Source organism: Streptomyces sp. NPDC001700 (genome assembly GCF_053596435.1).
Genome location: NZ_JBSFGE010000001.1, coordinates 325277 through 345797, shown reverse-complemented (window position 1 = coordinate 345797; position 20521 = coordinate 325277). Strand labels below are relative to the sequence as shown.

At 73.0% G+C, this 20521-nt stretch carries 16 protein-coding genes; 13 read left to right on the top strand and 3 right to left on the bottom strand.

What is annotated here, in order from left to right:
• Positions 1 to 43 precede the first annotated feature (43 nt).
• From ACWC5C_RS01565 to ACWC5C_RS01540, 6 genes are all read left to right on the top strand, one after another.
• Entirely contained in the window at positions 44 to 1591 is a 1548-nt protein-coding gene (locus tag ACWC5C_RS01565; RefSeq protein WP_450872658.1) for a leucyl aminopeptidase, read from the top strand.
• A 224-nt stretch (positions 1592 to 1815) separates the two neighbouring features.
• The gene (gene lpdA, locus ACWC5C_RS01560) at positions 1816 to 3204 is read left to right on the top strand and encodes a dihydrolipoyl dehydrogenase (RefSeq protein WP_385447959.1); all 1389 of its coding nucleotides are present in this window, start codon (positions 1816 to 1818) and stop codon (positions 3202 to 3204) included.
• A gap of 55 nt (positions 3205 to 3259) precedes the next feature.
• Positions 3260 to 4984: a 2-oxoglutarate dehydrogenase, E2 component, dihydrolipoamide succinyltransferase gene (gene sucB / locus ACWC5C_RS01555; protein WP_450872656.1), complete on the top strand. Its 1725-nt coding sequence runs from the start codon at positions 3260 to 3262 to the stop codon at positions 4982 to 4984.
• 147 nt (positions 4985 to 5131) lie between these two features.
• A complete protein-coding gene (locus ACWC5C_RS01550) occupies positions 5132 to 5755 on the top strand; it encodes a GntR family transcriptional regulator (protein ID WP_385438214.1) in 624 nt (207 codons plus the stop codon).
• Positions 5756 to 5848: 93 nt separating this feature from the next.
• Positions 5849 to 8524 (top strand): pyruvate dehydrogenase (acetyl-transferring), homodimeric type, encoded by a 2676-nt coding sequence (gene aceE, locus ACWC5C_RS01545; protein ID WP_450872654.1) that lies wholly within the window; start codon positions 5849 to 5851, stop codon positions 8522 to 8524.
• A 488-nt stretch (positions 8525 to 9012) separates the two neighbouring features.
• On the top strand, positions 9013 to 10002 hold the full coding sequence (locus ACWC5C_RS01540) for a helix-turn-helix transcriptional regulator (RefSeq protein ID WP_450872653.1): 990 nt from the start codon (positions 9013 to 9015) through the stop codon (positions 10000 to 10002).
• On the opposite strand, the gene ACWC5C_RS01535 is transcribed toward ACWC5C_RS01540, so the two are convergent.
• On the bottom strand, positions 10003 to 10941 hold the full coding sequence (locus ACWC5C_RS01535) for an SDR family oxidoreductase (protein ID WP_450872651.1): 939 nt from the start codon (positions 10939 to 10941) through the stop codon (positions 10003 to 10005).
• Between the two features lie 152 nt (positions 10942 to 11093).
• On the opposite strand from ACWC5C_RS01535, the gene ACWC5C_RS01530 reads away from it, so the two are divergent.
• On the top strand, positions 11094 to 11612 hold the full coding sequence (locus ACWC5C_RS01530) for a DUF4240 domain-containing protein (protein ID WP_450873227.1): 519 nt from the start codon (positions 11094 to 11096) through the stop codon (positions 11610 to 11612).
• Positions 11613 to 11616: 4 nt separating this feature from the next.
• Here ACWC5C_RS01530 and ACWC5C_RS01525 read toward each other — a convergent pair whose 3' ends face one another.
• Positions 11617 to 12147, bottom strand: a complete 531-nt coding sequence (locus tag ACWC5C_RS01525) for an N-acetyltransferase family protein (RefSeq protein WP_450872649.1) — start codon at positions 12145 to 12147, stop codon at positions 11617 to 11619.
• A gap of 111 nt (positions 12148 to 12258) precedes the next feature.
• Between ACWC5C_RS01525 and ACWC5C_RS01520 the strand changes: the two genes are divergently transcribed.
• From ACWC5C_RS01520 to ACWC5C_RS01505, 4 genes are all read left to right on the top strand, one after another.
• On the top strand, positions 12259 to 13158 hold the full coding sequence (locus ACWC5C_RS01520) for a TIGR01777 family oxidoreductase (RefSeq protein WP_450872647.1): 900 nt from the start codon (positions 12259 to 12261) through the stop codon (positions 13156 to 13158).
• Between the two features lie 173 nt (positions 13159 to 13331).
• Positions 13332 to 14687: an FAD-dependent oxidoreductase gene (locus ACWC5C_RS01515; protein WP_450872646.1), complete on the top strand. Its 1356-nt coding sequence runs from the start codon at positions 13332 to 13334 to the stop codon at positions 14685 to 14687.
• Positions 14688 to 14765: 78 nt separating this feature from the next.
• Positions 14766 to 15515 carry a nucleotidyltransferase domain-containing protein gene (locus ACWC5C_RS01510; protein WP_450872644.1) on the top strand — a complete coding sequence of 250 codons (750 nt, stop codon included), beginning with the start codon at positions 14766 to 14768 and terminating at the stop codon, positions 15513 to 15515.
• A gap of 63 nt (positions 15516 to 15578) precedes the next feature.
• The gene (locus tag ACWC5C_RS01505) at positions 15579 to 16343 is read left to right on the top strand and encodes an ArsR/SmtB family transcription factor (protein ID WP_450872642.1); all 765 of its coding nucleotides are present in this window, start codon (positions 15579 to 15581) and stop codon (positions 16341 to 16343) included.
• Positions 16344 to 16786: 443 nt separating this feature from the next.
• Here the strand turns inward: ACWC5C_RS01505 and ACWC5C_RS01500 are convergent, their stop codons facing one another.
• The gene (locus ACWC5C_RS01500; protein ID WP_450872640.1) at positions 16787 to 18319 is read right to left on the bottom strand and encodes a regulator; all 1533 of its coding nucleotides are present in this window, start codon (positions 18317 to 18319) and stop codon (positions 16787 to 16789) included.
• Positions 18320 to 18526: 207 nt separating this feature from the next.
• Between ACWC5C_RS01500 and lipB the strand changes: the two genes are divergently transcribed.
• Both lipB and lipA read left to right on the top strand, forming a co-directional pair.
• The gene (lipB, locus tag ACWC5C_RS01495) at positions 18527 to 19345 is read left to right on the top strand and encodes a lipoyl(octanoyl) transferase LipB (RefSeq protein WP_450872638.1); all 819 of its coding nucleotides are present in this window, start codon (positions 18527 to 18529) and stop codon (positions 19343 to 19345) included.
• Between the two features lie 207 nt (positions 19346 to 19552).
• Positions 19553 to 20497 carry a lipoyl synthase gene (lipA, locus tag ACWC5C_RS01490; protein ID WP_450872637.1) on the top strand — a complete coding sequence of 315 codons (945 nt, stop codon included), beginning with the start codon at positions 19553 to 19555 and terminating at the stop codon, positions 20495 to 20497.
• Positions 20498 to 20521 lie beyond the last annotated feature (24 nt).

Here is a 20521-nt window from a genome sequence, read left to right as displayed (position 1 = left end):
CCGGTGTCGGCCGGTGAACTACCGGAAGAGGGACCCGACCACTGTGACTGCACTGACTCTCAGCACCTCCTCCGCCGCGACGCTGCGCGCGGATGCCGTTGTCGTCGGCGTGGCGAAGGGGGCCAAGGGCCCCGTCGTCGCCCCGGGCGCCGAGGCCGTGGACAAGGCGTTCGGCGGGAAGCTCGCCACCGTTCTGGAGACGCTCGGCGCGACCGGCGCCGAGGGTGAGGTGACCAAGCTGCCCGCCGCGTCCGGGCTCAAGGCCCCGGTCGTGCTGGCGGTCGGCCTGGGCGAGGCTCCGGCGAAGGGCGACGGCTTCGCCGCCGAGGCGCTGCGCCGCGCGGCGGGCGCGGCCGCCCGCGCGCTGGCGGGGTCGAAGAAGGGCGCGTTCGCGCTGCCCGTCGAGGACGCGGCGGACGCGGCCGCGGTCGCCGAGGGCGCGCTGCTCGGCGCGTACGCGTACGACAAGACGAACGGCAACGGCGCCAAGAGCAGCAAGGCCGCCAAGGGCGACAAGGACGCGAAGAACAACGGTCCGCTCGCCGAGGTGACCCTGCTCGGCGGCAAGCCGCGCGACAAGGCGTACAAGGCGGCGGCCGAGCGGGCCACGGCGCTGATCGCCGAGGTCAACCGCGCCCGCGACCTGATCAACACCCCGTCCAACCTGCTCGACCCGGCCTCGTTCGCGGCGGCCGCCGTGACCGCGGGCAAGGAGCACGGGCTGAAGACCGAGGTGCTGGACGAGAAGGCCCTCGCCAAGGGCGGGTACGGCGGCATCCTGGGCGTGGGCCAGGGCTCGGACGCCCCGCCGAGGCTGGTGCGGATCGCGTACACCCACCCCAAGGCGGAGAAGACCCTCGCGCTGGTCGGCAAGGGCATCACGTACGACTCGGGCGGTATCTCGCTGAAGCCGGCCGGTCACAACGAGACCATGAAGTGCGACATGAGCGGCGCGGCCGCGGTGTTCGCCGCGGTGGTGGCGGCGGCCAAGCTGGGGCTGCGGGTCAACATCACCGGCTGGCTGGCGCTGGCCGAGAACATGCCGTCGGGTTCGGCGACCCGTCCCGGCGATGTGCTCTCGATGTACAGCGGCAAGACGGTCGAGGTGCTGAACACCGACGCCGAGGGCCGCCTGGTGCTCGCCGACGCGCTCGCCCGCGCGTGCGAGGAGAAGCCGGACGCGATCGTCGACGTGGCGACGCTGACCGGTGCGATGATGCTGGCGCTGGGCAACCGCACGTTCGGGATCATGTCGAACGACGAGGCGTTCCGCACCGCGCTGCACGAGACCGCGGACGAGGCGGGCGAGGCGTCCTGGCCGATGCCGATGCCCGCCCACCTCCGCAAGGGCATCGACTCCCCGGTCGCCGACCTGGCGAACATGGGCGAGCGCATGGGTGGCGGTCTGGTGGCCGGTATCTTCCTGAAGGAGTTCATCGAGGACGGGATCGCCTGGGGTCACCTGGACATCGCGGGTCCCGCCTTCAACGAGTCCGGTCCGTTCGGCTACACCCCCAAGGGCGGCACCGGGTCCGCGGTCCGCACCCTGGTACGGCTCGCGGAGCGCACCGCCGACGGGGATCTAGGCTGAGCGGCAGACCTCCATACCGGGTACTGCCCGGTAACCCCTGATCCGGGGTCCGGAGATATCGAACACAGCGGCCCCGCGTCCCGCCTCCCGTCAACAAGTGCGAAGATGTTGTCCCGGCAGGACAGGGCCCCCACACCAGGGCTGCGAGCAAGAAGCGGCCGAACAACCGACGCCGCCCGGCTACCTACGGCCGGCCCGGCGCACCCATGCATGGAGGACGTGACGTGGCGAACGACGCCAGCACCGTTTTCGACCTAGTGATCCTCGGAGGCGGTAGCGGCGGTTACGCCGCTGCCCTGCGCGGGGCGCAGCTGGGCCTGGACGTCGCCCTGATCGAGAAGGACAAGCTGGGCGGCACCTGTCTGCACCGCGGCTGCATTCCCACCAAGGCTCTGCTGCACGCCGGTGAGCTGGCCGACCAGGCTCGTGAGGGCTCGGAATTCGGCGTGAAGACCACCTTCGAGGGCATCGACATCGAAGGTGTGCACAAGTACAAGGACGGCGTGGTCACAGGCCTGTACAAGGGCCTGCAGGGCCTGATCGCGTCCCGCAAGGTCACCTATGTGACGGGCGAGGGCCGGCTGTCCTCCCCGACCTCCGTCGATGTGAACGGCGAGCGCTACACCGGCCGCCACATCCTGCTCGCCACCGGTTCGGTGCCGAAGTCCCTGCCGGGCCTGGAGATCGACGGCGAGCGCGTCATCTCCTCGGACCACGCCCTGGTCCTGGACCGCGTTCCGAAGTCCGCGATCGTGCTGGGCGGCGGCGTGATCGGCGTCGAGTTCGCCTCCGCGTGGAAGTCCTTCGGGGCCGACGTCACCATCGTCGAGGCGCTTCCCCACCTCGTCCCGGTCGAGGACGAGAGCAGCTCCAAGCTGCTGGAGCGCGCCTTCCGCAAGCGCGGCATCAACTTCTCCCTGGGCTCCCGCTTCTCGGGCGTCGAGCACACCGCCGACGGCGTCAAGGTCTCGCTGGAGAACGGCAAGACCTTCGAGGCCGAGGTGCTGCTCGTGGCCGTGGGCCGCGGCCCGGTCTCGCAGGGCCTGGGCTACGAGGAGGCCGGGGTCGCCATGGACCGCGGCTACGTCCTGGCCGACGAGTACATGCAGACCAACGTCCCGACCATCTCCGCCGTCGGTGACCTGGTCCCCACGCTTCAGCTCGCCCACGTCGGCTTCGCCGAGGGCATGCTGGTGGCCGAGCGCCTGGCCGGCCAGAACCCCGTTCCGATCGACTACGACGGCGTGCCCCGGGTGACGTACTGCCACCCCGAGGTCGCCTCCGTCGGCATCACCGAGGCCAAGGCCAAGGAGCTGTACGGTGCGGACAAGGTCGTCGCCCTGAAGTACAACCTCGCGGGCAACGGCAAGAGCAAGATCCTGAAGACCACGGGCGAGATCAAGCTCGTCCAGGTCCGCGACGGTGCTGTCGTCGGCGTCCACATGGTCGGTGACCGTATGGGCGAGCAGGTCGGCGAGGCTCAGCTGATCTACAACTGGGAGGCGCTGCCGGCCGAGGTCGCGCAGCTCGTCCACGCCCACCCCACCCAGAACGAGGCGCTCGGCGAGGCCCACCTGGCACTTGCCGGCAAGCCGCTGCACTCCCACGACTAGTCAGTCCGAGCGCGCGACCCATTCCGCACAGATCGTTAAGGAGCAACCGAACACCATGGCGGTATCCGTAACCCTGCCGGCGCTCGGCGAGAGCGTGACCGAGGGCACCGTCACCCGCTGGCTCAAGGCCGAAGGTGAGCGCGTCGAGGCCGACGAGCCGCTGCTCGAGGTCTCGACCGACAAGGTCGACACCGAGATCCCGGCGCCCAGCGCCGGTGTGCTGACGTCCATCAAGGTGGCCGAGGACGAGACGGTCGAGGTCGGCGCCGAGCTGGCCGTCATCGACGACGGCGAGGGCGCCCCGGCCGAGGCCCCCGCCCCCGCGGCCGAGCCCGCTCCGGCGGCTCAGCCCGAGCCCACCCCGGCCCCCGCCGCCGAGGCCCCGGCCCCCGCGGCCGCCCCGGCCGGTGGCGCCGAGGGCACCGACGTGGTCCTCCCGGCGCTCGGCGAGAGCGTCACCGAGGGCACCGTCACCCGCTGGCTCAAGGAGGTCGGCGAGTCGGTCGAGGCCGACGAGCCGCTGCTGGAGGTCTCCACCGACAAGGTCGACACCGAGATCCCGGCCCCGGCCGCGGGCACTCTGCTGGAGATCCTGGTCGGCGAGGACGAGACCGCCGAGGTCGGCGCCAAGCTCGCCGTGATCGGCGTCGCCGGTGCCGCTCCGGCCGCCGCGCCCGCCGAGGCCCCGGCCGCCCCCGCCCCGGCTCCCGAGCCGGTCAAGGAGGAGGCCCCGGCCCCCGCCCCCGCTCCGGAGCCCACCCCGGCCCCGGCGCCCGCTCCGGCTCCGGCGGCGCCCGCCCCGGCCGCCCAGGCCCCGGCGCCGTCCATCCCGGCTCCGGCCTCCCCCGAGGCCGAGGGCGCGTACGTGACCCCGCTGGTGCGCAAGCTCGCCGCGGAGAACGGCGTGGACCTGGGCACCGTCAAGGGCACCGGCGTCGGCGGCCGCATCCGCAAGCAGGACGTCATCGCCGCCGCCGAGGCCGCCAAGGCCGCGGCTCAGGCCCAGGCTCCGGCCCCGGCCGCCGCCGCGCCGAAGGCCGCCAAGCAGGAGGTCTCCCCGCTGCGCGGCCAGACCATCAAGATGCCGCGGATGCGCAAGGTCATCGGCGACAACATGATGAAGGCCCTGCACGGCCAGGCCCAGCTGACCAGCGTGGTCGAGGTGGACATCACCAAGGTCATGCGGCTGCGCAACCAGGCCAAGGAGTCGTTCGCGCAGCGTGAGGGCGTCAAGCTCTCGCCGATGCCGTTCTTCGTGAAGGCCGCCGTCCAGGCGCTGAAGGCCCACCCGGCCGTCAACGCCCGGATCAACGACGACGACACGATCACGTACTTCGACGTGGAGAACATCGGCATCGCGGTCGACGCCGAGAAGGGCCTGATGACCCCGGTCATCAAGGGCGCCGGCGACCTCAACATCGCGGGCATCTCCAAGAAGACGGCGGAGCTGGCGGGCAAGGTCCGCTCCAGCAAGATCAGCCCGGACGACATGTCCGGCGCCACCTTCACGATCAGCAACACCGGCTCGCGCGGTGCGCTGTTCGACACGGTCATCGTGCCCCCGAACCAGGTCGCCATCCTGGGCATCGGCGCGACCGTCAAGCGTCCGGTGGTCATCAACCACCCGGACCTGGGCGAGACCATCGCGGTGCGCGACATGACGTACCTGGCGCTCTCCTACGACCACCGCCTGGTGGACGGTGCCGACGCGGCCCGCTACCTGACCGCGGTCAAGGAGATCCTGGAGGCCGGCGAGTTCGAGGTCGAGCTGGGTCTCTGATCGTCACTCCGGCATACGGCCGCGCCCCGCACGGGCTTCCGTGCGGGGCGCGGCCCTTTTGCGTACACCTGGCTTCCGTGCCACCTGGTATGCGTGCCACCTGGATAATGACTTCCGTTCACCGCTGGTTCCGAAGGAGCGCTCGTTATGATCCCGCCCGTCATCCACTCGCTGCGCGAGCAGATCCGCGAGCACATCGTGGAGGGCATCGTCAGCGGGCGGTGGAAGCCGGGCGAGCGGATCGTGGAGCGGCGCATCGCCACCGAGCTGGAGGTCAGCCAGACGCCCGTACGGGAGGCGCTGCGCGAGCTGGAGACGCTGCGGCTGATCGAGTCGGCGCCCAACAAGGGCGTCCGGGTGCGGAATCTGACCGCCGCCGACCTGGAGGAGATCTATCCGGTGCGGGCCGGTCTGGAGCAGATCGCCGCCGAGCTGGCGGCGGACCGGCTGGCCGAGGACACCTCGGCGCTGGAGCCCGAGGTGCGGGCGCTGTACGAGGCGGACCGCAGGGCCGACGGCGAGGCGCAGGTGCGGCACACCGTGGCCTTCCACCGGGAGCTGGTGCGGGCGTCGGGCAACAGCGTGCTGCTGCACACCTGGGAGTCGCTGGGCATCGAGATCTGGACGACGCTGTCGATCCGCTGGCTGGGCACCGTGCAGCAGTCGTACGCGGAGGAGCACGAGGCCGTGGTGGACGCGTTCCGGCGCCGGGATCCGCGGGTCGGCGAACTGGTCAAGGCCCATGTGCTCGGCTGTGCACCGCGTGCCTGATTTCGAGGCACGGAATGCCAATTTCGCCGTACGGACAAGTTTTTCCCTTCATCTACTTTGATCGATCATCGATCAGAACTTACAGTCGACCGCATGACCGATCTCGCAAGCACGCAGCCGAGTGCGCTCGACCAGTTCCCCGACCGGGACCCCGAGGAGACCGCCGAGTGGGGCGCCTCGCTCGCTGCCGTCACCCAGGCCGCCGGCCCGCACCGCGCCTCGTACCTGATGCGCCGCACCCTGGAGCGCGCCGAGGGCACCGGACTGGCGCTGCCGCCGCTGCTGGAGTCGGACTACGTCAACACCATCCCCACCGCCGGGGAGCCCGCGTTCCCCGGTGACGAGGCCATGGAGCGCCGGATCACCGCCTGGAACCGGTGGAACGCGGCCGCGATGGTCACCCGTGGCAGCAAGGACGGCCTCGGCGGCCACATCGCCACCTTCGCCTCCGCCGCCTGGCTCTACGAGACGGGCTTCCAGCACTTCTTCCACGGCAAAGAGGCCGACGGCAGCGGCGACCAGCTCTACATCCAGGGCCACGCCTCCCCCGGCATCTACGCCCGCGCCTTCCTCGACGGCCGGCTGACCGAGCAGCACCTCGACCACTTCCGCCGCGAGGCGGGCGGCGAGGGCCTGCCCTCCTATCCGCACCCGCGCCGGATGCCGTGGCTGTGGGAGTTCCCCACCGTCTCGATGGGCCTCGGCCCGATCTCCGCGATCTACCAGGCCCGCTTCAACCGCTACCTGGCCGCCCGTGGCATCAAGGACACGGCCAACTCCCACGTATGGGCCTTCCTCGGCGACGGCGAGATGGACGAGCCGGAGTCGACCGCCGCACTGGCGCTGGCCGGGCGCGAGGGCCTGGACAACCTCACGTTCGTCATCAACTGCAACCTGCAGCGCCTCGACGGCCCGGTGCGCGCCAACTTCAAGATCGTGCAGGAGCTGGAGGCCCAGTTCCGGGCCGCCGGGTGGAACGTCGTCAAGTCGCTGTGGGGCTCCGCCTGGGACGAGCTGTTCGCCCGGGACACCTCCGGTGCGCTGGCGCGGCGGCTGCGCGAGGTCCCCGACGGCCAGTTCCAGACGTACGCGACCCGCGAGGCCGCTTACATCCGCGAGCACTTCTTCGGTGCCGACCCGGCCCTCGCGGAGCTGGCGAAGACGCTGTCCGACGCCAAGCTGGCCGAGTGTTTCCACACCTCCCGCGCGGGCCACGAGCCGCGCAAGGTGTACGCGGCCTACCGCGCGGCGATCGAGCACAAGGGCGCCCCGACGGTCGTTCTCGCCCAGACCGTCAAGGGGTACACGCTCGGCCCGACCTTCGAGTCGCGCAACGCGAACCACCAGATGAAGAAGCTGACCGGCAAGGAGTTCCGCGCCATGCGCGACCTCCTGGAGCTGCCGATCCCGGACAGCAAGCTGGACGACAGCCTCGTCCCGTACGCCCACCCCGGCGAGGACTCCCCCGAGGTCCGCTACCTCCAGGAGCGCCGCGCCGAGCTGGGCGGCCCCGCCCCGGCCCGCAAGGTCCACCCGGTGGCCCTGCCCGAGCCCGCCGCCAAGCCCTTCGAGGCCCTGGCCAAGGGCTCCGGCAGCCAGGAGATCGCCACGACCATGGCCTTCGTGCGCCTGGTCAAGGACCTGATGCGGGACAAGGAGACCGGCCACCGCTGGGTGCCGATCGTGCCCGACGAGGCCCGTACGTTCGGCATGGAGTCGCTCTTCCCGACCGCCGGGATCTACTCCCCGCTCGGCCAGACCTACGACCCGGTCGACCGCGATCAGCTCCTGTACTACAAGGAAGCCAAGAACGGTCAGATCCTCAACGAGGGGATCACCGAGGCCGGTTCGATGGCCGACTTCACGGCCGCCGCCACGTCGTACGCGACGCACGGCGAGCCGATGATCCCCTTCTACATCTTCTACTCGATGTTCGGCTGGCAGCGCACCGCCGACCAGATGTGGGCGTTCGCCGACCAGCTCGGCCGCGGCTTCCTGATCGGCGCCACCGCGGGCCGCACCACCATGACCGGTGAGGGCCTGCAGCACGCCGACGGCCACTCGCACCTGATCGCCTCCACCAACCCGGCGGCGCTCGCCTACGACCCGGCGTTCGCGTACGAGGTCGGCGTGATCGTGCGGGACGGGCTGCGGCGGATGTACGGCCCGCAGGCCGAGGACGTCTTCTACTACCTGACGGTCTACAACGAGACCAAGGTGCAGCCGCCGATGCCGCAGCACGAGGGCGTCGAGGAAGGCATCGTCAAGGGTCTCTACCGCTTCCAGGAGGCCGAGGCGCCCGCCGCCGACGCCCCCCGTATCCAGCTGATCGCCTCCGGCACCGCCATCCACTGGGTGCTGGAGGCCCAGAAACTGCTCGCCGACGACTGGGGCGTGGCCGCCGACGTGTGGTCCGCCACCTCCTGGAGCGAGCTGCGCCGCGATGCCCTGTCCTGTGACGCGGCGCAGCTCAGCGGCGAAGACCGGGTCCCGTACGTCACCCGTGCCCTGGCAGGCGCACCGGGCCCGGTCCTCGCGGTCAGCGACTGGATGCGTGCGGTACCGGACCAGATCAGCCAGTGGGTCGAGCAGGACTGGTACTCGCTCGGCACCGACGGCTTCGGTCTGTCCGACACCCGCGAGGCGGCCCGCCGCCACTTCGGGGTGGACGTCCCGTCGATCGTGGTCACCGCCCTGGCCCGGCTCGCCAAGCAGGGCGCGGTCAAGAGCACGGCCCCCAAGGAAGCCGCCGAGCGCTACGGCCTCTGAGCCCCCAGCGCCCGCCCGGGCCCCGGCTCCCCGCGCGGGAGCCGGGGCCCGGCTCTTGCCCCGACTGCGGAGGCCCGGGCCTCACCCCGATTGCGGGGCCCAGGGCTCACCCCAGCTGCGGAGGGCCGGGCCTCACCCCAGCTGCGGGGCCCAGGACTCACCCCAGCTGCGGGGCCCAGGACTCACCCCGGCTGCGGGGCCCGGGGCTTGCCCCGGCTGCGGGGGCCCAGGACTCACCCCAGCTGCGGCTGCGGAGCCCCGGGACTCACCCTGACTGTGGGGCCCAGGCTCGCCCCGATTGCTGGGGCCCGGGACTTGCCCCCACTGCGGGGCCCGGGACTCACCCGCTGCGGGGCCCGGGGGTCACCCCGGCTGCGGAGGCCCGGGGCTTGCCCCGGCTGCGGGGTCCGGGGCTTGCCCCGGTTCGGGAAGGGGCGGGGTGGGGGCAAAACCTCCGGTGGCACGGTGCGGCACGGCATGATGGGGCGGTGCGTGCGGCGCGGCTGATCAAGATGGTCCTTCTGCTCCAGGCTCGGCCCTCCATGACGGGGGCCGAGCTGGCGCGTGAGCTGGAGGTTTCGGAGCGCACGGTGACGCGCGACGCCGCCGCGCTCTCCGAGGCCGGGGTCCCGGTCTACGCGGACCGCGGCCGCGCCGGTGGCTACCGCCTCATCGGCGGCTACCGCACCCGGCTGACCGGCCTCGGCCGCACCGAGGCCGAGGCGCTGTTCCTCTCCGGGGTGCCGTCCGCGCTGCGCGAGATGGGGCTCGCGGACGCCGCGTCCGCCGCCCGCCTCAAGGTCTCCGCCGCGCTCCTCCCCGAGCTGCGCGACGCCTCCCACACGGTGGCCCAGCGCTTCCACCTCGACGCCCCGGGCTGGTGGCAGGAGCCGCAGACGCCGTCGCTGCTGCCGGACGTCGCCGACGCCGTATGGGACGACCGGCGGCTCGCGGTGCGCTACCGCCGCCGGGACACCGAGGTGGGGCGCGAGCTGGAGCCGTACGGGCTCGTCCTCAAGGCGGGCGTCTGGTACCTGGCGGCCCGCGCCGAAGCCTCCAACGGCTCCCCCGGCGACTTCCGGGTCTACCGGGTGGACCGCCTGGCCTCCGTCGCGCCCGCGCCCGGCGACGGCCGCTTCCGGCGCGACGAGACGTTCGACCTGCCCGCCTTCTGGGCGGAGCGCGCCGCCCAGTTCGCGCGCTCGATCCTCCGCGAGGAGGTCACCCTGCGCCTCACCCCCGGGGCCGCCCGCGCCCTGCCGTACGTCACGGACCGCACGGCGGGCGAGGAGGCCGTACGGGCGGCCGGGGAGCCGGACGGGCAGGGGCGGATCACCGTGACCCTGCCCGTGGAGTCGGCCGAGGTGGCGTACGGACAGCTGCTCGCGCTCGGCCCGGAGGCGGAGGTGCTGGCGCCGCCGGAGCTGCGGGAACGGTTCGCCGAGGCAGCTCGACGGATGGCGGACCTCTACAGCTAGCTACCGGTAGTCGTCGGCCGTACCCTCCTGGCCGCCGAAGACGACGTCACGGAAGTACCCGAAGGCGTCCGGCCGCGATCCGTCGAGGTCGGTGAAGCCGTAGACCTTGGCCAGGTCCCCGCTGAAGACGGACTGTCCGCTCCACCGCGCCCGCTCCGGGTCGGCGGCGAGCGCGGCGACCGCGCGCCCGACGAAGTACGGCGTCTCGGCGATGGCGAAGTGCGGCTCCCGCTCGACCGCGTCCCGCCAGTTCTCCTCGGTCACCCCGAAGTGGTCCAGCATCTGTTCGGAGCGCAGGAAGCCCGGGGAGATACACACCGCCGTGCCGTCGTACTCCTTCAGCTCCTCCGCCAGCCCGAAGGCGGTGCGGATGGGGGCGTTCTTGGTGAGGTCGAAGAAGAGGTTCTCCCGGTAGGTCTTGTTGAACTCCTCGTTCCCGTCGGTCACCTCGACCACCAGGCCACCCGGGTTCCGGATCAGCAGCGGCAGCGCGTAATAGCTGGTGATCAGGTGGGTCTCGACGCCGAGCCGGAGCATCCGCAGCCCCCCGTCCAGGTCGTTCTCCCAGGTCTTCTTGCCGAACGCGATCAGGTGTTCGCCGCCCCAGACGTCGTTGACCAGGACGTCCAGCCGCCCCTGCTCGCGGTCGACGCGCTCGATGAGGGCCCGTACCTGCTCGGGCTCCAGGTGGTCGACGGGCACCGCGATACCCGTCCCGCCCGCCGCCGTGATCAGTTCCGCGGTCTCCTCGATGGTCTCCGTCGCCCGCCCGACCTCGCTGATCCGGTCCCGGGTGGTGCGCCCCGTCGCGTAGACGGTGGCGCCCGCCGCGCCCAGCTCGACGGCCATGGCCCGCCCCGCGCCGCGTGTCGCGCCCGCGACGAGCGCGACCTTGCCCGCCAGTGGCCGCTGCGTGCCCTGCGTGCCCTGTGTGCTCACGTATGTACGTCCTCTCCGTGGAGCCGTCCTCAGTGACGCGTTCGACGATCGCAAGGAAACCCGACACCTTCTGTCCCATATAACAAGAGGGCCGCATCTGGGTCGCTCCACGTGCGGGGGTGGGCGCGAGGGCCGATGCTGGTCCCGTGATGATGGACGAGACGGAGTTCTGGGGGCTGGTCGACCACGCCCGGGAGACCGCCGAGGGCGACCCCGAGGACCAGTCCGACCTGCTCGTCGAGCAGCTGTCACAGCTCGACCCCGACTCCGTGCTGGACTTCGCCCGGCACTTCGAGGCCCGCGCCAACCGCGCGTACCGCTGGGATCTGTGGGGGGCCGCCTGGGTGCTACTGGGCGGCGTCAGCGACGACGCCTTCGAGGCGTTCCGCTACTGGCTGATCGGCCAGGGCCGGGAGGTCTTCGAGGGCGCGCTGCACGATCCGGACGCCCTGGCCGAGCTGCTCGACGACTTCGACGAGCAGGTGGACGGCGACTGCGAGGACCTGGGCTTCGCGGCGGACGAGGCGTACGAGCAGCTCACCGGCCTGGTCCTGCCGGAGCTTGGGCTCCCCGAGCAGCCGGACGAGCCGCTGGGCGCGACGTTCGACCTGGAGAACGATCAGGCGCTGGCGGAGCGGTACCCCCGGCTCTGGGAACGCTTCCGGAGCTGACAGGTCAGCCGGTCAGAGGGCGTCCCATCAGCACATCGTCCACGTACGCGCCGTCCAGCAGGAACTCCCCCGGCAGGACGCCCTCCACCACGAACCCCTCCGACTCGTAGAGCCGCCGCGCCGGGAGGTTGTGGCCGAGCACCCGCAGGGTCATCCGGCTCGCGCCCTGCCGCACCGCCTCCTCGTACGCCGCGTGCAGCAGCGCCCGCGCGACGCCCCGGCCGCGCGCCACCGGGTCCACGGCGAGCCCCTGTATCTGGCGGACGTGCGCGTTGCAGGCCAGCTGCGTCGACGGGACCAGCCGTACGAAGCCGACGGGGCGCCCGTCCAGCTCGGCCACCTGAACGTGGACGGGGCGGTTGCGGTGGGTGAAGAAGGCGTCGTACGGCGGCTCCGGTGCCGGCAGTACGGAGTGCAGCGTGGACCAGGTGCGGCGCTCCAGCGCGACCAGTGCCTGCTCGTCGTCGAGCACGGCGCGCCGGATGAACGGCGCGGGTACGGCGGACGGCTGGGGCGGGGCGGAGGGCTCGGACATGCGGGTCACTCTGCCACGCACTCCCCCACGCCCGACATCCCCCCGAAGCACGTCCGACATCACCGATAGCACGTCCGACATCCCCCGGAAGATCAGGGGCAGGATGGGGCCATGCGCATCGCGGTCACCGGTTCCACCGGGCTCATCGGTACGGCCCTCGTCCACTCCTTGCGCCGGGACGGCCACCAGATCGTGCGGCTGGTGCGGCGAACTCCGCGTGAGGAGGCGGAGGTCGAGTGGGATCCGCACCGGCAGTGGGTCGACACCGCCGGGCTGACGGGATGTGAGGCCGTCGTCCACCTCGCGGGCGCGGGCATCGGCGAGCACCGCTGGACCGACGCGTACAAGAAGGAGCTGCGGGACAGCCGGGTGCTGGGCACGGCCGCCATCGCCGAGGCCGTGGCCGCTCTGGACACCCCGCCCCGGGTGCTGGTGAGTGGAAGCGCGGTGGGGTTCTACGGGGACACGGGGGAGCGCGCGGTGGATGAGAGCGCGCCCCCTGGGCACGGTTTCCTCCCGGATCTGTGTCAGGACTGGGAGGAGGCGACCGCCGCGGCACAGGAGGCGGACATCCGCACGGTGTTCGTCCGCAGCGGGCTGGTGATCGCGCCCGAGGGCGGGGCGTGGGGCCGTCTCTTCCCGCTGTTCAAGGCGGGGCTCGGCGGGCGGATGGGCAGCGGACGGCAGTACTGGAGCTTCATCGCCCTGCACGACCACATCGCCGCGCTGCGCCACATCCTGGACACGGCGGACCTCAGCGGCCCCGTGAACCTCACCAGCCCCTCCCCCGTGACCAACCGTGAGATGACCGAGGCCATGGGCCGGGTGCTGCGCCGCCCGACGCTGCTCCACGTCCCCGCCCCGGCCCTGCGGATCGCGCTGGGCGAGATGTCCACGGACATCCTCGGCAGTGTGCGCGCCCTCCCCCGCAAGCTCCTGGACTCCGGCTTCTCCTTCACCTACCCGCATGTCGACGAGGCCCTGAAGGCGGCGGTGGGCGGAGGGCGCTGACGGTCCGCCGGGGAAGGGGATGTGGCGAAACCGAGCGGCCTGAACGGTCGTACACGATCGGCGTGCGACCGTTGTGCGCCCGTGCTCGGTCGATGCGCGTCTGTCATCGACCGTTTTTGCCCTTACCGTCGTGACCGTTCCGATCCGCTCCATCCCGACCCCGGGGAGGGAACGTGCTCACCAGCGCGCACCGCACGGACGTCGTCATCGTGGGAGCCGGACTCGCGGGGCTGGCCGCCGCCCAGTTGCTGACCGGCGCGGGCATGGAGGTCACCGTCCTGGAGGCCGCGCCCCGGGTCGGCGGCCGTATGACGACCGATACGGTCGACGGCTTCCGGCTGGACCGCACCGGGCAGCTGGTGAACACCTCCTTCCCCGAACTGCGGCACACCCCTGGGCTCGACGCGCTCGCCCTGCGCCCCTTCTCGCAGGGGGTGCTGGTGCACAGCGACGGCCGTACGCAGCGGATCGGCGCGCACCGCGGCTCCCGTAGCGGAACTCGTAGTGGCTCCCGGAGCACAAGGGGCGCACTCACCACGGCGCGCGCTCTCGCAAGCGCCGCCCGCGCGCCCTTGGGCGGCGGACTCGATCAGGCCCGACTCGGTGCCGCGCTCGGCAGGCTCGCCGCCCTGCCCGCGGACCGCCTCCTCGCCCGCCCCGACCGGCCGGTCCACGAGACCCTGGCGGGGCGGGGCCTACCCGCTCGTACCGTCGAGAGCGTGCTGCGCCCGCTTCTCGTCTCGCTGCTGAGCGACCCGGGCCTGAGCACGTCCAGCCGCTGCGCCGACCTGGTGCTGCGCGGCTACGCCCGCGGGCGGCTGTGCCTCCCGGCGGGCGGCGCCGCCACCGTCCCCGAGCTGCTGGCCGCCAGCCTGCCGCCGGGGACGGTCCGTACCGGCGTACGCGCCACCTCGGCCGCCACCACCGCCGTGACCACCGCCGCGCACGGCGAGATCGGCTGCCGCGCGGTGCTGGTGGCCACCGGGGCGCACGACGCCGCCGAATTCCTCCCCGGGCTGCGGCTGCCCGCCTTCCACCCGGTCACCGTGCTGCACCACACCGCCGACCAGCCGCCGCTGCGCGAACCCGCGCTGATCCTCGCCGCGGGCGGCCAGGGCCCGGTCGCGCACACCACGGTCGCCAGCGAGGTCGACCCCTCGCGCGCGCCGGGCGGCCGGGTGCTGATCACCTCCACCGTGCTGGGCGCCGCCGCGGGGCTTCCGGCCGCCGAACTCGACCGGCAGGCCAGGGCCCAGCTCGCCGCGGTCTACGGCACCTCCACCGCCGACTGGGAGCTGCTGGCCGCCCACCACGACCCGCACGCGGTGCCCGCCATGCCCGCGCCGCACGACCTGCGGCGCCCGGTGCGGCTGCTGTCCGGGCTGTACGTATGCGGCGACCACCGCGACGCCAGCAACGTGCAGGGCGCCCTCGTCTCCGGCCGCCGCGCCGCCCGGGCGGTCCTCCAGGACTTCGGCGCCACCCCCGGCTCCGACACCACCCCCGCGCTCCCGGCGGCGGCCGCCTGAACTGTCCCGCGTCGTACGTCGGTCACCGGCCGAAAACCGCTTGAGCGCCCGGCGGACACCGCGCACCATCACATCACCATGACCGACGAAACCTTCCTCGACCATGTCGCCGACCGGCTCGCCGCGCTGCCCGCCGTGCACGCCGTCGCCCTCGGCGGCTCGCGCGCCCAGCGCACCCACACCCCGGACAGCGACTGGGACCTGGCCCTCTACTACCGGGGCGGCTTCGACCCGGCCGACCTGCGGGCGGTCGGCTGGGAGGGCGAGGTCTCCGAGATCGGCGGCTGGGGCGGTGGCGTCTTCAACGGCGGCGCCTGGCTGACCGTTGACGGCCGCCACGTCGACGTCCACTACCGCGACCTCGACGCCGTCGAACACGAACTCGCCGAGGCCCGGCAGGGCCGCTTCCACGTGGAACCGCTCCTCTTCCACCTCGCGGGCGTCCCCAGCTATCTGCTCGCCGCCGAACTCGGCGACAACCAGGTGCTCCGCGGCACCCTGCCCCGCCCCGCGTACCCGGAGCCGCTGCGCGCGGCGGCTCCCCCGTTCTGGCGCGAACGGGCCGCCCTGACGCTCGCGTACGCAGGCGGCTCGTACGCCCCGCGCGGCCAGGCCACGGAGGTCGCGGGCGCGCTCGCCACCGCCGCCATGCAGACCGCGCACGCGGTGCTGGCGGCGCGCGGCGAGTGGGTCACCAACGAGAAGCGGCTGCTGCGGCGGGCGGGCCTGCGCGACCTCGACACGATCACGGCCGGGCTCCGCCCGGAACCCGAGACCCTGACCCGGGCGATCGCCGAGGCGGAGGAGGCATTCGGGGCGGCGCGCTGAGCGCCCCCTCCCGGCATCCACACTTCGCCGGGTGCCGAAGCGCCCCCGTCCTACGCTGACCTCATGGCCTCCCCCGTCTCCCCCGCCCGCGACGCGGACATCGCCCGCGCCGCCACCGCCCTCGCCGACGCCTCCCGCGCCCGGATCCTGCTGGCGCTGGCGGAGGGGCGGGCGCTGCCCGCGAGCGTGCTGGCCACCGAGGCGGGGGTGAGCGCGTCCACGGTGAGCGGGCATCTGGCGAAGCTACTGGAGGCCGGTGTCGTACGCGTCGAACAGCAGGGGCGGCACCGCTACTACCGGCTGGCCGGGCCCGCCGTCGGCGAGGCCATCGAGGCGCTGGCCAGGATCGCGCCGCCGCTGCCCGTCACCTCGCTGCGCGCTGCTGGCCACGCCCACGCCCTGCGCCGGGCCCGCACCTGCTACGACCATGTCGCGGGCGGCCTGGGCGTGGCCCTGATGGCCGCCCTGCTGGACCGCTCCGTACTGACCGGCGGCGACGGACGCCACCACCCGGAGACGGCCGAACGCGACCGGCTGTCCGCGCCCGGCAACGACACCCCGTACCGGCTGACCGACCGGGGGCGGGCCGAGCTGGCCGCGTTCGGCGTGGACACCGACCAGCTCCGCACCCGCCGCCGCCCCCTGATCCGCTACTGCGTGGACTGGACCGAACAGCGCCACCACCTGGCAGGCGCCCTCGGCGCCGCACTCACCGACCGGCTCTTCGAACTGGACTGGATCCGCCGGGGCACGCGGCGCCGAGCGATCGACGTGACGGAGGCGGGCGCGGCAGGCCTGGCCCGAACCTTCGGGATCGGCGCGGGCTAGGGCCCACAACCTCCCGCCAGGCCCGCGCCACCCAGCCTTGCTCCCGCCCCCCGACCACCGCCGGGGGCCGCCCGACGCCGCGTCGCCGGAGCCGCCCGGTCCAGCCGCCCCGGCAACCGCCGGAAGGCGCCCCCGCGAGGGCGCCCCTCCGCCTCGCCCGGCGCCGTCTGCCGACGCGGCGGTGTCGGAAGCGGGCGGCGCCACCACCCCGGCAGACTCGCCTGCCTCGGGCGTGGGGCCCGAGGCCGCCTCCGCAGCGTCGAACGGTCCGGCGGGCCTGCCGGGGACTCGTACTGGCGACGGCGGCGAGCAGTCCCGTCGACCACACGCACCTCCGGCCACCGCCCGGGGCGCCGCCGGACGCCGCGCCCGCCCGATCCGGCCCGCCCTCACCACCGACGGGCCGGGCCGGGCGTCGGGAGCCCGGCCCGGCACGGCGCCCCCTACCCCAGCGCGGCCACCCGCTCCCGGTAGCCGCGGACCGGGGCCGCGTCCCGGTATGGCTCCAGGCGGCGTTCGAAGTCGCGTACGTAGTCCAGCGCCCGCGCCGACCGCATCTCGGAGGCCTGCTGCGCCGCCTCCGCGCCCAGCGTGCACGCCTGTTCCAGCTCGCCGAGGCCCAGCCGGGCGGTCGCCAGCACCACCCGGCTGAAGAGGCGGCTGCGGGCGAACCCGGCGCCGCGCAGCCGCAGCGAGCGCTCCGCGTGCTGGGCCGCGGCCCGGTACTGCTGGAGGTCCCGGTGGCAGTGGCCGAACTCGTCGGCCAGCTGCGCCTCGTCGAAGGTCCGCGCCCAGTACGGCACGTCGTCGCCCGGCCGCGACGTCTCCAGCGCCCGCTCGGCGCGGGCGAGGGAGGCGGTGGAGGCCCGTACCTCGCCGAGCACCGCGTGCCCGCGCGCCTCGACGGCGTGCAGCAGGGACTGGAGCACCGGCGGGGCGCCGCCGCCCACGCCCTGCTGGGCCACCCTGGCGAGCTGGACGGCCTCCCGGCCGTGGCCCAGGTAGACGGCCTGGCGGCTCATCGTCACCAGCACATAGCTGCCGTACGGCCGGTCCCCGGCGGCCTGCGCGAGCCGCAGCGCCTGGACGAAATACCGCTGGGCCAGGCCGTGCGCGGCGATGTCGTACGACGTCCACCCGGCCAGCCGGGTCAGGTCGGCGACGGCGCCGAACAGCCGCCGCCCCGTCGTCTCGCCGTAGGTGCCGCGCAGCATCGGCTCGCCCTCGTGCTCCAGATAGCGCACCAGGGCCTGCCGGGCGTGGCCGCCGCCGTACGTCTGGTCCAGCGTCCGGAACAGCTCGCTGACCGAGCGCAGCGCCGCGATGTCGCCCGGGGTCACCCGGTGGCCGGGCCCGCGCTGGACCCGGTCCGCCTGCCGCTGCCGGGGCACGGGGGCCCGTTCGGCGGCCCCAGGAGCGGCGACCGTCCGGCCCACGGGGACCACGGGGACCGCCCGGCCCGCGGCCGCCGCCCGGCCGCCCTGGGCCGGGACGGTCGCACCACCGGCCGCCGGGGGTTCACCTCGGGCGACCCGGTCGTCGGGTCTGCCGATCAGCCAGTCGCGGCTGGGGACCACCAGCCCGGCCGGGGTGAACGCGATCTTCCGCAGCTCCGCGTGGCTGCCCGAGTCCTTCCGCCACAACCCGCTGACGATGTCCACCGCCTCCTGCGGGGTGGCCGCGAACTCCAGACCCGCGTACACCGGCGCACAGGCGTCCAGCCCCAGGTCCTGGGCGGACAGCCGGCGGCCCAGCCGACGGGTGAAGACCTCCGCGATCAGCGCGGGGGTGGTGCCGCGCGGCTGCTGGCCACGCAGCCAGCGGGTGACCGATGTCTTGTCGTACCGCAGGTCGAGGCCGTGCTCGATGCCGAGCTGGTCCACCCGCCGGGCCAGCCCGGCGTTGGAGAACCCTGCCTCGGAAATCAGCGCGGCGAGCTGACGGTTGGGGATGCGCTGGGGGGGTCGTTCCGTCATCAGCCTGCCGGTCTCCCTGATTCGCTCTGTGGAACGATTCGCTCTGTGGAACGGCGTGAATTTAACTGCCTGTAGCGGGCTGATCGCGCTGCTCGGACTCCTTTCATCCGATCGTGTGAGAACGAGCCGGATAGGGGTCCGAAAGTGCGCGGTCGTACAGTGGCGGAGGCACCGCCCACCGTTACGAGGTCCGAAAAGGAGCTTGCCGTGACCGCAACGTCCCCGGAGACGCCCCCCGCTTCGCAGACGCGACTGCGCTACGTCCATCTGGGGTTCGGGGCGGACGCCGTCGACTACCAGGAGGCGTGGCAGGAGCAGCGCCGGGTGCACGCCGCCCGCTTCGCGGACGAGATCCCGGACACCTGTCTGCTGCTGGAACACCAGGCCGTCTACACGGCGGGGCGGCGCACGGCCGACAACGAGCGCCCTCTCGACGGCACCCCGGTGGTGGACGTGGACCGCGGCGGCAAGATCACCTGGCATGGCCCCGGCCAGCTGGTCGGCTATCCGATCCTCAAGCTGCCGCGCCCGGTCGACGTCGTCGCCCACGTCCGGCGGCTGGAGGAGGCCATGCTGCTGACCTGCGCCGATTTCGGCGTGGCGGCCACCCGCGTGGAGGGCCGCAGCGGGGTGTGGGTGCTGGGCGACCCGGTGGACCAGCGGCCCGCGCTCGGCGGGCTGACGCTGGACTTCGACCCGCGAGTGGAGGACGAGGAGTTCGACCCGCGGCTGAACGGCCCGGAGTACGCCCCGTCCAACGCCGGACAGCGCCGCGAGGACCGCAAGCTCGGCGCGATCGGCGTGCGGGTCGCCAAGGGCGTGACCATGCACGGCTTCTCGTTCAACTGCGATCCGGACAACACCTCGTACGACCGGATCGTGCCGTGCGGCATCCGGGACGCCGGAGTGACGTCGCTCTCGGCGGAGCTGGGCCGGGACGTGACGGTCGCCGAGGTGATCCCGGTGGTCGAGAAACATCTGCGGGCGGTCGTGGAGTCCGCCGTTCCGCTGCCCCGCGCCGTGTAAGCCCCGGGCATGGCCCGGGCAGCGGCCCTGTAGGGCCCCGGGCATGGGCTCAGGGCCCCGGGGAAGGCGGCCCTTGGGGAATGCGGCCCCCGACCTCACCGGTTGCCCTGGACGTAAATCCGTACGAATGACGGGCGTACCCTGGTGACCGCCGACGATTCGAAAGCCGCGCCACCCAGACTCGCCAAGCAAAGAGGAGTGCCGGACGTGTCCGCAGTCGCACCCGACGGACGCAAGATGCTGCGTCTGGAGGTCCGGAACAGCCAGACCCCCATCGAGCGCAAGCCCGAATGGATCAAAACGCGGGCGAAGATGGGCCCCGAGTACACCGAGCTGCACGGCCTGGTGAAGCGGGAAGGCCTGCACACGGTGTGCCAGGAGGCGGGCTGTCCCAACATCTTCGAATGCTGGGAGGACCGCGAGGCCACGTTCCTCATCGGCGGCGACCAGTGCACCCGGCGCTGTGACTTCTGCCAGATCGACACCGGCAAGCCGCAGCCGCTGGACCGCGACGAGCCGCGCCGGGTGGCCGAATCCGTACGGACGATGGAGCTGCGGTACGCGACGATCACCGGCGTCGCCCGCGACGACCTGGACGACGGCGGTGCCTGGCTCTACGCCGAGACCGTGCGGCAGATCCACTCGCTCATGCCGGACACCGGCGTCGAGCTGCTGATCCCGGACTTCAACGCGGACCCCGACCAGCTCGCCGAGGTCTTCTCGTCCCGTCCCGAGGTGCTCGCGCACAACGTCGAGACGGTGCCGCGGATCTTCAAGCGCATCCGCCCCGGCTTCCGCTACGAGCGCTCGCTCGAGGTCATCACCAAGGCCCGCGAGGCGGGGCTGGTCACCAAGTCCAACCTGATCCTGGGCATGGGCGAGACCCGCGAGGAGGTCAGCGAGGCGCTGCAGGACCTGTACGACGCGGGCTGCGAGCTGATCACGATCACCCAGTACCTGCGCCCCTCCGCCCGGCACCACCCGGTGGAGCGCTGGGTCAAGCCGAACGAGTTCGTGGAGCTGAAGGAGGAGGCGGACGAGATCGGCTACGCCGGTGTCATGTCCGGCCCCCTCGTCCGTTCGTCGTACCGCGCGGGTCGGCTGTACCAGCAGGCCATCGACCAGCGGGAGAACGCGGCGCAGGCGGTCTGAAAGCCGAAACGCCCAACGGCGGTG

What these genes read in the sequence shown, in the direction of transcription:
- sucB (WP_450872656.1), top strand. Translation starts at nt 3,260, where the DNA reads ATGGCGGTATCCGTAACCCTGCCGGCGCTCGGCGAGAGCGTGACCGAG.
- ACWC5C_RS01550 (WP_385438214.1), top strand. Translation starts at nt 5,132, where the DNA reads ATGATCCCGCCCGTCATCCACTCGCTGCGCGAGCAGATCCGCGAGCAC.
- aceE (WP_450872654.1), top strand. Translation starts at nt 5,849, where the DNA reads ATGACCGATCTCGCAAGCACGCAGCCGAGTGCGCTCGACCAGTTCCCC.
- ACWC5C_RS01530 (WP_450873227.1), top strand. Translation starts at nt 11,094, where the DNA reads ATGGACGAGACGGAGTTCTGGGGGCTGGTCGACCACGCCCGGGAGACC.
- ACWC5C_RS01525 (WP_450872649.1), bottom strand. Translation starts at nt 12,147, where the DNA reads ATGTCCGAGCCCTCCGCCCCGCCCCAGCCGTCCGCCGTACCCGCGCCG.
- ACWC5C_RS01520 (WP_450872647.1), top strand. Translation starts at nt 12,259, where the DNA reads ATGCGCATCGCGGTCACCGGTTCCACCGGGCTCATCGGTACGGCCCTC.
- ACWC5C_RS01510 (WP_450872644.1), top strand. Translation starts at nt 14,766, where the DNA reads ATGACCGACGAAACCTTCCTCGACCATGTCGCCGACCGGCTCGCCGCG.
- ACWC5C_RS01505 (WP_450872642.1), top strand. Translation starts at nt 15,579, where the DNA reads ATGGCCTCCCCCGTCTCCCCCGCCCGCGACGCGGACATCGCCCGCGCC.
- ACWC5C_RS01500 (WP_450872640.1), bottom strand. Translation starts at nt 18,319, where the DNA reads ATGACGGAACGACCCCCCCAGCGCATCCCCAACCGTCAGCTCGCCGCG.